Origin of the sequence: Streptomyces hilarionis (assembly GCF_024539675.1) — a bacterium.
In the GTDB taxonomy this organism is placed as follows: domain Bacteria; phylum Actinomycetota; class Actinomycetes; order Streptomycetales; family Streptomycetaceae; genus Streptomyces; species Streptomyces hilarionis.
This window is the reverse complement of sequence record NZ_JAHHIT010000208.1, coordinates 1-13,096: the sequence shown is the minus strand read 5'-3', so window position 1 is coordinate 13,096 and position 13,096 is coordinate 1. Positions and strand designations below refer to the sequence as shown.

General features: G+C 74.4%; 14 protein-coding genes. 4 read left to right on the top strand and 10 right to left on the bottom strand.

The features are described 5' to 3' along the window. Positions 1-634, bottom strand: a 634-nt coding sequence (locus KMS84_RS34750; protein WP_308287998.1) for a helix-turn-helix domain-containing protein, incomplete at its 3' end; no start/stop codon positions are given. 246 nt (positions 635-880) lie between these two features. Between KMS84_RS34750 and KMS84_RS34745 the strand changes: the two genes are divergently transcribed. Then, the gene (locus KMS84_RS34745; protein WP_256920519.1) at positions 881-1,435 is read left to right on the top strand and encodes a DUF4232 domain-containing protein; all 555 of its coding nucleotides are present in this window, start codon (positions 881-883) and stop codon (positions 1,433-1,435) included. Positions 1,436-1,460: 25 nt separating this feature from the next. Here KMS84_RS34745 and KMS84_RS34740 read toward each other — a convergent pair whose 3' ends face one another. Further along, positions 1,461-1,979, bottom strand: coding sequence for a DUF4760 domain-containing protein (locus KMS84_RS34740; RefSeq protein ID WP_256920518.1), 519 nt, complete (start codon positions 1,977-1,979; stop codon positions 1,461-1,463). 227 nt (positions 1,980-2,206) lie between these two features. On the opposite strand from KMS84_RS34740, the gene KMS84_RS34735 reads away from it, so the two are divergent. After that, positions 2,207-2,575 carry a hypothetical protein gene (locus KMS84_RS34735; RefSeq protein WP_256920517.1) on the top strand — a complete coding sequence of 123 codons (369 nt, stop codon included), beginning with the start codon at positions 2,207-2,209 and terminating at the stop codon, positions 2,573-2,575. 14 nt (positions 2,576-2,589) lie between these two features. Here the strand turns inward: KMS84_RS34735 and KMS84_RS34730 are convergent, their stop codons facing one another. The 7 genes from KMS84_RS34730 to KMS84_RS34700 all read right to left on the bottom strand — a co-directional run bounded on the left by KMS84_RS34730 (position 2,590) and on the right by KMS84_RS34700 (position 10,468). Further along, complete coding sequence (locus KMS84_RS34730; protein ID WP_256920516.1) at positions 2,590-3,144, bottom strand: CGNR zinc finger domain-containing protein; 555 nt, start codon at positions 3,142-3,144, stop codon at positions 2,590-2,592. A 57-nt stretch (positions 3,145-3,201) separates the two neighbouring features. Beyond that, positions 3,202-3,510, bottom strand: a complete 309-nt coding sequence (locus tag KMS84_RS34725) for a hypothetical protein (protein ID WP_256920523.1) — start codon at positions 3,508-3,510, stop codon at positions 3,202-3,204. Between the two features lie 175 nt (positions 3,511-3,685). Further along, complete coding sequence (locus KMS84_RS34720; protein WP_256920515.1) at positions 3,686-4,762, bottom strand: alpha/beta fold hydrolase; 1,077 nt, start codon at positions 4,760-4,762, stop codon at positions 3,686-3,688. 213 nt (positions 4,763-4,975) lie between these two features. Continuing rightward, positions 4,976-6,304, bottom strand: a complete 1,329-nt coding sequence (locus KMS84_RS34715; protein ID WP_256920521.1) for a phosphatase PAP2 family protein — start codon at positions 6,302-6,304, stop codon at positions 4,976-4,978. A 300-nt stretch (positions 6,305-6,604) separates the two neighbouring features. Next, positions 6,605-7,960, bottom strand: coding sequence for a COG1361 family protein (locus KMS84_RS34710; RefSeq protein WP_256920514.1), 1,356 nt, complete (start codon positions 7,958-7,960; stop codon positions 6,605-6,607). 160 nt (positions 7,961-8,120) lie between these two features. Continuing rightward, positions 8,121-9,704, bottom strand: a complete 1,584-nt coding sequence (locus tag KMS84_RS34705) for a HAMP domain-containing sensor histidine kinase (protein ID WP_438819020.1) — start codon at positions 9,702-9,704, stop codon at positions 8,121-8,123. Positions 9,705-9,712: 8 nt separating this feature from the next. Continuing rightward, a complete protein-coding gene (locus KMS84_RS34700) occupies positions 9,713-10,468 on the bottom strand; it encodes a response regulator transcription factor (RefSeq protein WP_256920513.1) in 756 nt (251 codons plus the stop codon). A 229-nt stretch (positions 10,469-10,697) separates the two neighbouring features. Here KMS84_RS34700 and KMS84_RS34695 point away from each other — a divergent pair, with 229 nt between their 5' ends. Together KMS84_RS34695 and KMS84_RS34690 are read left to right on the top strand one after the other, a co-directional pair. Then, positions 10,698-12,050, top strand: a complete 1,353-nt coding sequence (locus KMS84_RS34695; RefSeq protein ID WP_256920512.1) for a ferredoxin reductase family protein — start codon at positions 10,698-10,700, stop codon at positions 12,048-12,050. 7 nt (positions 12,051-12,057) lie between these two features. Beyond that, positions 12,058-12,540, top strand: coding sequence for an FMN-binding protein (locus tag KMS84_RS34690; RefSeq protein ID WP_256920511.1), 483 nt, complete (start codon positions 12,058-12,060; stop codon positions 12,538-12,540). A 104-nt stretch (positions 12,541-12,644) separates the two neighbouring features. Here the strand turns inward: KMS84_RS34690 and KMS84_RS34685 are convergent. Then, the coding region (locus KMS84_RS34685) for a jacalin-like lectin (protein ID WP_256920510.1) at positions 12,645-13,096 on the bottom strand (452 nt) is incomplete at its 5' end.

Genomic DNA, 13,096 nt, shown 5'->3' with positions numbered 1-13,096 from the left:
GTCCGCAGGCGGTGGCGGTGGCGGAGGCAGGAGGAGTGGGAGGGACGGCAGGCGTGGCCGGGCCGGCCGGGGCAGCAGGCGTGGCCAGGTCGGCGGAGGTGGCCGGGGCGGTCGTCTGCGGCGCGTGTCCGGCGGGGGACCCGGGCGCGTCACGGGGCCCGTCCGCCGTGGGCGGCGGCTCGGTCGTAGCCGGCGGCTCGGTGGCGGTCGGCGGCTCGGTCGCGGTCGTGGGGCCGCCCGCCGTCGTCGGGGCGATCGCGGCCGTCGGCGTGCCCGTGGTCGTCGGCGCGGGACGGGCCGGTGCTCCCGCTGCGGACGGCGGGTGTGCCGGGGGCGGCTCCGTGCCGTCCGGCCGGACCTCCGCCGCGGCGCGCCGGGCGCGTTCACGGGCCGCGTCCGCCAGGACCCAGAGCCGGTACAGGTCGGTGAGTTCCTCGGGGGTCGCCCTGCACACCCGGGCGAAGCGGGCGAGGGCCGCGTTGTCGCCCGGCACCCCCTCCCCCTTGCAGTAGCGGTGCAGCGTCGAGGTGCTCATGTGCGTCCGCTTGGCCAGGGCCTCGTAACTCAGCCCGGACCGCTGCTTCAACTCGCGCATCAGCGCCGCGAAATCAGCGATCTCCTCCGCCGCCGCCACCGTTCCTCCATTCCGTCCGACATCCCAGGAGGTTCACGTTTCTCCAGGTGAGACCCCTATCGCGCATCCCGGCGTCCCGAACTCCGCCAGGGGAATGGCGGACGCGACGGCGCAGGGCACAGGCTTGGGCCATCCAAGCACGGCGCCTCACCGGACACGGTGCCAGGCCCGGCCAACTTCCTTGCTCATGCCTGTACTTCCGGCGTGCCCAGCCGCACGCCGCGCATCACAGAAAGCAGTTCCTCCATGCGTATCGCCACTCGTCGTCCCGTCTCCCGCGCGTCCGCCTCGTCCATGGTGGTCGCCGCCGCCGCTCTGGCACTCGTCGGCGTCCAGGCCGCCGGGCAGACCGCCGTCGCCGCGACGAACAAGGCCGCTTCGGCGGTCACCTGCACCACGGCGAACACCAAGCTGACCGTCACCGAGGTGTCCCGCCCGCTCAACCACCTGCTGCTCAAGGCCACCAACACGGGCACGAAGCCCTGCTACGCCTACAGCGCCCCCGACCTGAGGGCCGGCGCCGACGCCCAGGCCGTGATGGCGTGGGCCGACGAGACCACGCCGCAGGCCGTGGTAACGCTCGCGCCCGGCCAGTCCGCCTACGCGGGCATCCTGACGTACTCCCCCGACGGTGAGGGCGGCGCTGCCGAGAAGACGCTGGGCGTCCTGTTCACCGACCGCAACGCCAACGCGACGGGCACGGAGAAGACCCTGAACCTGCCGAACGGCGGGGTCTTCTTCAACAGCTCCGCGACCGTGACCTACTGGCAGGACAACGCGGCCGACGCCCTCGCCTGGTAGCGACGGCGTCCGGCGGACCGGGACCCTAGCGGCGGGGGTTCCCGGTCCAGCGGGCCAGCCCGCCGCGCACCGCGCCGGGAGGGTTCTTGCGCACCAGGTGGTAGAGGTTCTCGTAGTAGCCCTGCCAGGCGGCGCCCTCGTCCCGGCCGGCCTCGGCCCTGCGCGCGCGATGGGCGGTCACGAGGGGCTCCATGCACTCCCAGGTGGAGATCACCGAGCCGCCCAGGTAACCGGAGACCGGGCCGATGTCGACGATCTCGTGGGCGACGAGCGCGCCCAGGTTGTCGTAGAACCACGCGAGGTCCCGTACCAGCTTGCGTTCTTCGGGGGTCAGGCTGTGCAGGCCCGCCGAGACGTCGCGGCCGGGCAGCTGCTGGTGCACGAACCAGCGTGCCTGCGCCAGGTGGTCGCTTCTGTGCTCGCGGAACAGCTCGACCAGGACGGGCAGCGTGTTGGCGTGCCCGGCCAGTTTCAGCTGACGGTACGAGGTCGCGCCCGACACCAGCAGCGCGGCGACCGACACCAGCAGTGCGGTGATGTTCACCAGTCCCCCCAGACGGCCGCGCTCTCTCTCCGACGGCATCGGGGAGGCTGCCCCGTCACCGCGGCGCGGACACACGTCCCGGCGGCCGGCCCGACCGTACCGCGGTCCGGCGCCGGGGGGGGGCGCCGGGCCGGTCGCCGGGAGGCCGGGGCACGGGACGCGGGCCCTTCGGTCCGGGCCGGGATGCGGAACCGCCTGCTCCGTCGGGCCGCGGGCACGAGGTGCTCATGACACTCGCGCGCGCTCTGCCGACCGACGCCTCCGGGTGGTGGTTCTTCCTGGGGACCTTCGCCCTCTACGCGGCCGCCCGCTGGTTCTTCTCCTGGCGGCGGGCCCGCCGCGACGGGGACGAGCATCCCGTGCGGGCCGCGTTCGCCGAGGAGGACGATCCCCGCCCGGCGACGGCGGGCGGATTCCGCTCCTACCGGCAGTTCTTCGGCTTCGTCGGCAGCGCCGTCCTCGTGGTCGTCGTCGCCGGGCTGACGGCGGGCCGGCTCCGCCTCGCCCTGCTGGGGACCCTCGTGCCGTTGCTGATCACCGCGCTGGCGTACCTGGACTTCCGGCAGGCCCGCAAGGAGCGCGCGCAGACCCTGTGACGGGCCGGCCCGGCTCAGCTCGGGGCGTCGCTCTTGCGGCGGGCCCGGTACGCGGCCGCCTTGATCCTGTTGCCGCAGGACTCCATCCCGCACCACTGCCGGCGCACGCCGCGCGAGCGGTCGACGTAGGTGCGGGTGCACTCCGGGTTGCCGCACTCCTTGAGCAGGGGCACGTCCGGCCCGCTGAGCAGCTCGACGGCCGCGCGCGCGACGAGGGAGAGCGCCTCCTCGGGCGTCGCCTGCGTCCACCGGCCCGCCGGAGTGAGCTGCGGGACGGCGGGCGGCCTGCGCGCCGCGTTGTTGAGCACGGTCAGCGCGGCCCCGTCGTACGCCTCCCCCAGCCGGCGGGCGGTGATCAGCCGGTACAGGGCCTCCCGAACGGTCGTCGCCTCCTCGACGTCGGCCTCCCGCGCGGGGGAGACCGCGTCGACGAGGCCCGACTCCACGTACCAGGCGTCCAGCCTGTCCGGCGTCGCGAACATCTCGAAGCGCGCCGTGCGGCGGGCTCGGAGGGTGGCGGCGAAGTCGAGCGCCGGGTTTCCGCAGACGAAGACATGATCGAGATTCACGTCACCATCCTGGCAGGTGACCGAAGCGCCAGGCAAGGGACCGCGTCCCGGGACGCCTCACAGGCCCAGGTCCACGGCGAGACAGGAGAAGGACGTCCACGACCGCTCCGGGTCGCAGCCGTGGCGCGCGGGGTCGTTCGGCGTGACCGCCCGCACCTCCACCGTCTCCTCGGGGCGGACGCGTTCGGGCAGCGTGCCGAAGCGGGCCTTGCGGGCCGCCGCCGCACCGTCCGCCCCGTCCGCCCCGTCCGCGACAAGGCCCTGGACACAGCCGTCGGTGCGGCCCTCGGTGCGGCTCTCCGTGCGACCGTCGGTGCAGCCATCGATGCGGACCCCGATGCGGGCTGTCGCGTTGCGGTTCTTCATGGTCGACTCCGTTCCGTTTCCCGGGAATGCGCGAGGGCCGACGCGGCGTCGCTCCCGCCCTTCGCCCATGTGCCACGCGCCCTGTGCCGTTCGTCGTTCGCCGTTTGTCACGTGCCGCTCATCATGTGCCACTCGTCACTTGTCCGGGCGGTGATGCGGGCGGGGAGGGCGGTCGTCAGGAGCGGTCCACGTCGAGGACGGCCCGGGCGAAGGCGTCCGGCGCCTCCTGGGGCACGTTGTGGCCGATCCCGGTCAGGGTGCGGTGCTCGTACGGGCCCGTGAACCGGTCGCGGTACGCGGCCCCGCCGCCGGGCACGGTGAAGGGGTCCCGCTCGGCGTCGAGGGTGAGGGCCGGCACGCCGATGACCGGCCGTGCGGCGAGCCGCTCCTCCAGGGCGTCGTAGCGGCGTTCCCCGTCGGCCAGGCTCAGCCGCCAGCGGTAGTTGTGGACGACGACGGCCGCGTGGTCGGGGTGGTCGAAGGCCGCGGCGGTGCGGGCGAAGGTGGCGTCGTCGAAGGCCCACGTCGGCGAGACGGCGTCCCACACGAGGCGGGTCAGGTCGTGACGCAGGGCCTTGTCCTCCATGGCCAGCCGCCCCCGCTCGGTGGCGAAGTAGTACTGGTACCACCAGGCGTGTTCGGCGACGGGCGCGAGCGGCCTCAGGTTGGCCTCGCGGTCGGTGACGAGGTATCCGCCCACCGACACGAGCGCCGTGCAGCGTTCGGGCCAGAGCGCGGCGACGACGCCGGCGGTGCGGGCTCCCCAGTCGAACCCGGCCAGGACCGCCTTCTCGATCTTCAGGGCGCCCATCAGGGCGAGGACGTCGAGAGCGATGACGGACTGCTGCGCGTTGCGCATCGTCCGGTCGGAGAGGAAGCGCGTCGTGCCGTGCCCGCGCAGGTAGGGCACGATCACCCGGTAGCCCTCGGCGGCCAGCAGCGGGGCGACGTCGACGTAGCTGTGGATGTCGTACGGCCAGCCGTGCAGACAGACGACCGCGGGGCCGTGCGCGGGGCCCAGTTCGGCGTAGCCGACGTCCAGCAGGCCGGCCCGGATCCGCCGCAGCCGCGGGAAGCCGGCGGACGCGCCGGGGCCCGCCGCGGCCGCCGTCGACGAGGGGGCTCCGCCTCCGGCGCCGGTGGACGCGGCCGCCGGCTGCGCGGCCCACAGTCCCGGCAGACCGGCCGGCGAGAGGGCGGCCGCACCCGCGCCCAGCCCCAGGACCTTGCCGAGCGCACGTCTGTCGATCATGTGAACCTCCGTGAGCCGCCGCGCACCGACCGGTGCATGACTGACCCTGACACGATGTGCGTCACCGGTCAAGGCGGTGACGCACATCGGAATGCGAGGACAGGGATGGCATGTGGAGAGCACGCGCCAGATACAAAAAAAATGCGCGTCACCGTTTGGAACGGTGACGCGCAGAGAAGGTGCTCGGGAAGCGGGGCCGAGCGCGCGGTGGGATCAGACCGGCTCGGGCAGCGGCTCCCGCGGCCGGGGCACGGTGGCGCCCGGCTCCCAGGCCGCGGTGGTCCGCACGTAGGCGTGGATGACGGAGACCATGGCCAGGACGAGGAGGGGGCCGTAGAACCACGGGTGCTGGGCCATGTGGAGGGGCAGGAAGCGGTACGACACCAGGAGCGCGGTGAAGACGGCCACGCCGTGGGCGACCAGCCGGACGCCCGAGCGGTCCCAGCCGCGGTCGTACGCGCGCAGCGCCCCCTCGATCGTGAGCGTGAAGACGACGCCCGCGATCAGGTCGGCGCCGTAGTGGTAGCCGAACCCCAGCGTCGCCGCGAGCGTGGCGACCAGCCAGAACGCGCCCGCGTACCGCAGAACCCTCGGGCCCTTGCGGGAGTGGATGAAGATCGCGACGGCCCACGCCGTGTGCAGGCTGGGCATGCAGTTGCGCGGGGTGACGCCGTCGAACGGCATGGGGTGCGGGGCGTCGACCGGCGAGAGCGTCTTCGGCCACAGGTCGGCCACCGCCCACTGCACACTGGGGTGGGACTGCGTCCACAGACTGACGTCGGTCCAGTGCTCGGTGCCGTTGCCGTAGGCGAAGAGCGGCCCCACCACCGGGAAGATCATGTAGAAGGCCGGTCCGACGACGCCGATCGCCAGGAACGTGCGCACCAGGTAGTGCTTCGGGAAGCGCCGTTCGGCCGCCACGTTGCGCAGCTGGTAGAGCGCGACGACGACCGCGGCGAGCGGCAGCTGGCCGTAGACGAAGTCGAGGAAGTTGAAGCCGATCGCGCCGGTGGCCGTGACGACCCGGCCCACCAGCCACGACGGGTTGCCCAGGGCGTGGTCGGCGGTCGCCACGTACTGGTCGAGCACCATCGGCCGGGTCTTCGAGGTGATGAGCAGCCAGGTGTCCCCGGTCTTGCGGCCGGCCATCAGCAGCAGGGCCAGGCCGACGCCCTTCAGCAGCAGGACGCGCTCGCGGCCGGTCCGGCGGGTCACGGCGACCACCGCGCAGCCGAGTGTCACCAGCAGGGCCCCGTTGCCGAAGGGGTGCCCCTCGGTCACCTTGATGTCGGCCGACCACCGGACGACGAAGAAGACGAGGTCGACGCCGAGCGCGGCGCCGAGCGCGACGAACCGCTGCCGCCAGGGCAGGACCACCAGCATCAACGCCATGCTGGCGTAGAGCAGGCCGCCCGACTTGGGCGGGAACACCACCTCCCGCACCTGTGCGGTGAGCGGGCCCGGCAGACCGAGGTGGCGTGCGACGAGCTCCAGCGAGACGAGGAATCCCAGGACCACCACGCCCGCCGCGGCCGTGATCATCGTCTTCGGCCGACGCCGGTCGGGGGTCGCGCTGCTGCTGTCTATTCGCGCGGACGTCCGCGGCGGCATCGGTATCAAGTCTCTGACCAGTTGGTGAGTTTCGGCGGGCTGGGGTGCTCTCCCGTCGAGGGGCGGGGTTTGTCCGTGAAGGGCGGGCAGGAGGCGTTCGTCGCGAGATCGAACATGTTATCGGAGCGCTGCGCGGCTTTCTCCGAAATGAACAGCATAGAAGAGGCCCCCAGGTCGTCGACCCGGGGGCGGAGGCGGTGCTGTGAGGGGCGAGAAGGGGGCGGGGAGGCGTCAGGCGGACGGGTTGACGACCACCGCGGCCGAGTCGTTCGCGCTCTTCGGGTCGAAGTCGCCGGGCACGTCGGTGTGGGTGTGGACGGTGACGTGACCCGTGGCGTCGGGCACCACCCGGTCGATGCGCAGCAGGAACGGGAAGTCGACCTTCAGGTGCGGCTTGGCCCAGGTCGGCAGGGTGCAGGCGTAGTGGCCGACGGCCGGGTCGTCGCCGGGCGTCCAGGCGGTGTGGCAGGTCCCGGGCACGGACGTGGCGGTGGTGCCCGGCGGGAGGTCGTAGTCGATCACGGCGACCGGGTCGCCGGAGGCGACGTTGGCCACCCAGGCCGGCCCGTGGTTGACGAAGCGGAACCCGGCGGTGACGGTGTCGCCGGCCGCGCCCCTGGCCCGGTCGCCGCGCACGGCGAAGTCGGCGGTGTTGGCGGCGTCGACGTGCAGGGCGCGGCCGTTGTCCGCGGAGTCGAGGTCGGTGACGTCGCCGGCGGGCTCGACCTCGTAGTCGAACCGGTCGTGCAGCGCGTGGCGGGTGACCGCGATCCGCAGCGGCTCCGGCAGCGCCACGGTGGCGCCGGGCGCGACCTCGGTGTCGAAGGAGCAGGTCGCGTAGGTCATGCCCGGGTACGCGGTGTCGGTCCGGTCCGGCTCGGTGTACGCGCACTGCGGGTAGCGGGTGACGACGCCGAGGCCGTACGTCGCCCACATCTTCACGCTGAAGCCGTGGGCGGTCTCGTTGCCCGTGTTGGTGACGGAGAACGGCACGGTGAGGCGGGTGCCGGGCACGGCGCCGGTGACGTCCTGCGGGGCGGTGACGCCGAGGTCGGGGCCGGAGCCGACGGTGACGAAGGTCTCGGCGGAGCCCTGCGGGACGGACAGCGTGCCGTCGGGGCCGCCCGCGGCCTCGGCGGAGTACTCGATCGCGCCCTGCGCTCCGACGGCGGCTCCCGCGACGGCCCGCAGCCTCAGGTGCACCTGCGCGTCGTAGCGCACCGGCACCACGCCGGTGTCGCACACGGCGACGACGCCGGCGTCGTCCGGCGTGCAGGTGTCGGGCCACGCCACCTCGGCGACCCCGGCGAGCCCGGAGGCGTCGACGGTCAGCCGTCCGCCGGTCACGGTGACGGCGTCGTTGTCGTGCGTCAGACCGAGCGCCAGGGAGCGGTACTGGGCCGCGCCGCCGTCGGCCGGAGCGACGGTCACCGTCTGCTCGTACGGCGCCTGTATCTCCAGCCGGTCGTTCTGCGGCTCGTCGTCGGCGAAGGCGGCCGCGCTGCCCGGACCGGCGGCGGCCAGCGCCCCCACGGCTGCGGCACAGGCGCCACGACGCAGCGCGCGCACGACGGAGACAGGACTCATGACATCCCCCAGTGGGAACAGGGCGGGGCTGTGGGAACAGACCCGGACGACGAGCGGACCCCGGCGCGGTGGCCGCCGCCGGGCGCGACTTGGACGACCCGCTCCGGCGGAAGGTTGTAGGCGGGAGCCGCGGGGCGCGCGGTTCTTACCGTCTTCCGAATCAGGCGCCGTCGGCGGGGAGCCGGACGGTGAACGTGGTCGAGCCGGGGACGCTGACGAGACCGACGCTGCCGCCGTGGGCCTCCGCCACCGCCGCCACGATCGACAGCCCGAGCCCGGCCCCGGCGCCGCCGCCCGTGCCCTCGGTGCGTCGGCGGTCGGCGCGGGTGAAGCGCTCGAAGACCTTGGACCGCAGGTCCTCGGCGACGCCCGGCCCGTCGTCGTGGACCTCGAGCACCGCCGTCCTGCCCAGCGTGCCGTCCGCCGTTCCGTCCGCGGGCCCGTCACCCGGCCCGGGCCCCGCCGCGCTCCCGGGCGGGGCGTCGGTCTTCAGCGAGATGGTGACCGTGCTGCCCTCGGGGGTGTGCAGGCGCGCGTTGGCCAGCAGGTTGGCCAGCACCTGGTGGAGGCGGTGGGCGTCGCCCGGCACCGTCACGGGTTCCTCGGGCAGCTCCAGCGCCCAGCGGTGTCCGGGGCCCGCGGCCTGCGCGTCCGTCACGGCGTCCAGGACCAGACGCGTCAGGTCGACGCGGCGGCGCTCCAGCGGGCGTCCCGCGTCGAGGCGGGCCAGGAGCAGCAGGTCGTCGACCACCTCGCCCATGCGGGCCGCCTCGGCCTCGATGCGCTCCAGGGCCCGCACCACCTTGCGCGGCACCGGGTCGGGGTGCAGCAGCGCCAGTTCCGCGTGGCCGCGGATGGACGCCACGGGCGTGCGCAGTTCGTGACTGGCGTCGGCGGCGAAACTGCGCAGCCGTTCCTCGCTGGCGTGCCGCTTGGTCAGGGCGTCCTCGACATGGCCGAGCATCGCGTCGAACGCGCCGGCGACGCGGCCCACCTCGCTGCGCGGGTCGCCCTCCCGCACGCGGGGCTCGAGCGCCACCTCCCCGCTGGACAGGGGCAGTTCGCTGACCCGGGTGGCGGTCGCCGCCACCCGGCTGAGCGGACGCAGCGACCAGCGCACCCACAGCGCCCCGGCGACGCCGGCGACGGCCAGCGCCGCGCCGAAGACGACCGCGCAGACCAGCTCCAGCCGGTGGACGGCGGCCTCCACGGACTCCATGGGCAGCCCGGTGACCAGGACGTCTCCGTCCCGGCCCCGGGTCGCCATCAGGCGGTAGTCGCCGAGCGTGGACAGCTCGGTCGTGCGGCCCTCGCCGTCGGTCGGCAGCGCGGCGAGCCTGCGCGCGTCCCGCGCGCCGAGGGAGACGCTCACCGTGCCCGCGTCGTGGCCGGACGCCACCACCGCGGCGTTGGTGACGGCGCCGCCCGCCAGCCGCGCGCCGAAGGTCCCGGCGGCCTGTCTGCGGGTGTCGCCGTCCTCGTCGCCGTCGTGGTCGGAGGGCAGGGGGGCGCCGTGCTCCAGGCTGGCCGGGAACCGCACGCCGGCGGCGCGCAGCTGCTGGTCGAGACGGCCGGTGAGGAACCCGTTCAGCTCGACGACGGCCGCCACCCCGACGGCGGCGCAGCTGACCGCGAGGAGCACGACGAGCCCGGCCGTGAGCCGGGCGCGCAGCGTGCGCGGCAGGGACACGCGGGACAGCCACCGCCGCGCCCGCCGCGCGAGCGCCCTCGCCGCGCCGCTCAGCCGGCCGCTCACCGGGCCGCCGTCGCCGGCTTGAGCACGTATCCCGCGCCCCGCACCGTGTGGATCATGGGCGGGCGTCCCGCGTCCACCTTCTTGCGCAGGTAGGAGATGTACAGCTCGACGACATGGGCCTGGCCGCCGAAGTCGTAGGACCACACCCGGTCGAGGATCTGCGCCTTGCTGAGCACCCGCCGCGGGTTGCGCATGAGCAGGCGCAGCAGCTCGAACTCCGTCGGGGACAGTTCGACGAGCTCGCCGCCGCGGGTGACCTCGCGGGCCTCCTCGTCCATCGCCAGGTCGCCCACGGTGAGCCGCGGCCCGTCCTGCGGCTGCCGGGCCATGCCCGCCCGGCGCAGCAGTCCGCGCAGCCGGGCCACGACCTCCTCCAGGCTGAACGGTTTGGTGACGTAGTCGTCGCCGCCCGCGGTGATGCCCGCGATGCGGTCCTCGACCGCGTCCCGTGCGGTCAGGAAGAGCACGCACACGTCGGGCCGCACCTCGTGCAGCGAGCGCAGCACGGTGAAGCCGTCGGTGTCGGGGAGCATGACGTCGAGAACGACGGCGTCGGGCAGCAGGGCGCGCGCCTCGGCGACGGCCGAGACGCCGTCGCCGGCCGTGCGCACCTCCCAGCCCTCGTAGCGCAGGGCGCCGGAGAGGACTTCGGCCAGGTCGGGGTCGTCGTCGACGACGAGGACCCGGATCGGCGTGCCGTCGGTCCGGGTGAGGGCGGGGCGGGCGGGGCCGCGTGGGCGGGACGTGTTCATCTCACCTACCAGGATGCGGTCCGGCCGGCCCCGCGGCTGCGTCGGCGACCTCTGAGTTCGCTGTGAGTGCGCTCAGCCGCCGAGCCGCTCCGGACCCCCTCGAACCCCCTCCCACCTGCGGCGCAGCCGTTCCGGGCCGCCGTGCGCTGAGAGCGGGCTCAGAGGTTGCGCCCGCACAGTGGGCGCCGGGACGGCCCAAAGGGCGTGCGCACAGCCGGAGGGAACGCGGATGACGACGGTGTACGAGCGACGAAGGACCGCGCCCGCGCCCCCCGCGCCGCGGCGCTCCCCCGCCGCGCCGGTGCTCGCCGCGCTGTGGGGCGGGGCCGCCGCCGTCGTCGCCCTGTGGTGGCACGACACCGGGTCGGTCGTGGGCGCGGCGGGCTGGCTGACCGGCGCCGGACGGATCGCGGGACTGCTGTGCGGGTACGCCTGCGCCGTCCTGGTCGCCCTGATGGCGCGCGTGCCGCTCCTGGAACAGCGGATCGGCTCGGACCGGGTGGCGCGCTGGCACGCCCGGGCGGGCCGGTACACGGTCTGTCTGCTGGTGGCGCACGTCCTGCTCGTCCTCTTCGGGTACGCCGCCCAGGACCGCTCCTCGGTGGTGCACGAGGCGGTCACCGTGGTCCTGGACTACCCGGAGATGCTCAAGGCCACGGCCGGCACGGTCGTGCTGTTCGCGGTCGGGCTGGTCTCGGCCCGCGCGGTGCGCCGCCGGGTCGGTCACGAGTTCTGGTACTACGTGCACCTGCTCACCTACGCGGCGGTCTTCCTCGCCTTCGGCCACCAGCTGGCCCTGGGGTCGGACTTCGTCGGGAACGGTCCCGTCCGAGCCGCCTGGTACGCGCTGTACCTGGGCGCCGCGGCCCTGGTCGGGTGGTTCCGCGTGCTGGCGCCGGTCCGGCTCAACCTTCGCCACCGGCTGCGGGTGGACTCCGTGCACCGGGAGGCGCCGGGCGTGTACTCCGTCGTCGTCCGCGGCCGGCGGCTGGACGAGATGGGCGCGCGGCCCGGCCAGTTCCTGCGCTGGCGCTTCCTCACCGACGGCATGCGCGGGACCTCCACCCCGTACTCGCTGTCCGCGCCGCCGCGTCCGGACCTGCTGCGCATCACCGTCAAGGCGCTCGGCGACCACAGCGCCGCCGTCGCCCTGCTGCGGCCCGGCACCCGCGTGTGGGCGGAAGGACCCTACGGGGCGCTGACGGCCGACCGGCGGACCGCGCACAAGTCCCTGCTGATCGCGGGCGGCGTGGGAATCACCCCGCTGCGGGCCCTGTTCGAGACGCTGCCCGGCGAGGTCACCCTCCTCTACCGCGCGCGGACCGCCGAGGATCTCGCCCTGGGCGCGGAGCTGGAGGCGGTCGCGCGATGGCGCGGGGCGAAGGTGCTGTACGCGCTGAACGGCCCGCACGGCCGGCGCCCGGACCTCACGGCCGCCGCGCTGCGGGACGCCGTCCCCGACCTGGCCTCCCACGACGTGTACCTGTGCGGCCCGCACGGGTTCGCGCAGGACGTCTACGAGGCGCTGCGCGCCGCCGGGGTCGCGGACCGGCGCATCCACCACGAGTCCTTCGAGCTGTGAGGCCGTCTTGCACACGTTGAGGAAGAGGAGTCCGCTGCGCCGCGTCGTGCTGGCGGGCGCCGCCACCGTCTCCGGGATGGTGCTGCTGCTGTCGCTGAAGCCGCACACCACGCCGGCCGTCGCGGGGCCGGCGGCCTCCCCCGCGCCGTCCGGCAGTTCGAGCGCGTCGGGCGCGGGAGCGGGGGCGGGCGGGTCGAGCGGGTCCACCGCGGGGACGCGGACGCTCACGGGGGACTCCGTGCAGACCCGGTACGGTCCGGTCCAGGTCCGCGTCACGCTGACGGACGGGCGGATCACGGACGTCACCGCGGTCGAGTATCCCCAGGAGAACCCCAGGGACCAGCAGATCAACGCCTATGCCGTCCCGCAGTTGACCAGAGAGGTCCTCAGCGCCCAGAGCGCCGACGTCGACACGGTCTCCGGGGCCACGTACACCAGCGACGGCTATCGCCGGTCGCTCCAGTCGGCCCTGGACTCCGCGAACGGCTGACGGCCGACGCCGACTGCCGGGCGCTGACGATCCGACGGCCGGCGGCCGTGGATCCGGCGCCCGGGGCGGGGAGCGGTGCCGCGTCGCCCCGGGCGCCGGGTCGCTCAGCGCTTCGTGTAGACGAAGCCGATCTTGTCGACCTCCTCGCCGGTGCGGCCGTGGAAGCCGGCGATCTGCCATCCGGGGGGCGCGGTGCGGGTCACGCAGTCGGAGGTGGCGGTCCCGCCCGCCAGGGTGCGGCCCTGGTCGGTGGTGAACGCGGCGGAGAAGATCCGGGTGCGGCCGTCCTTCTGGCCCTGGCAGAGCCGAGCGGCCGTCACGTGCTCGTCGGCGGCGAGGGTCAGGGTGGCCGCCGTTCCGCCGGTTCCGCCGTGGCTGAGGACCTGGCCGTCGCCGAGGGTCAGGCTCACCTGGTCGACGCGGGAGCCGGAGCGCAGGCCGACGACGGTGGGGCGGGCCGTGGCCGGCACCTTGTCCACGTCGGTGAAGTAGTCGCCGTGGGGGCCGCCGAACTGGTCGCTGAGCTGGTAGGCGGGGTTGCGGGTCCAGGTGAACG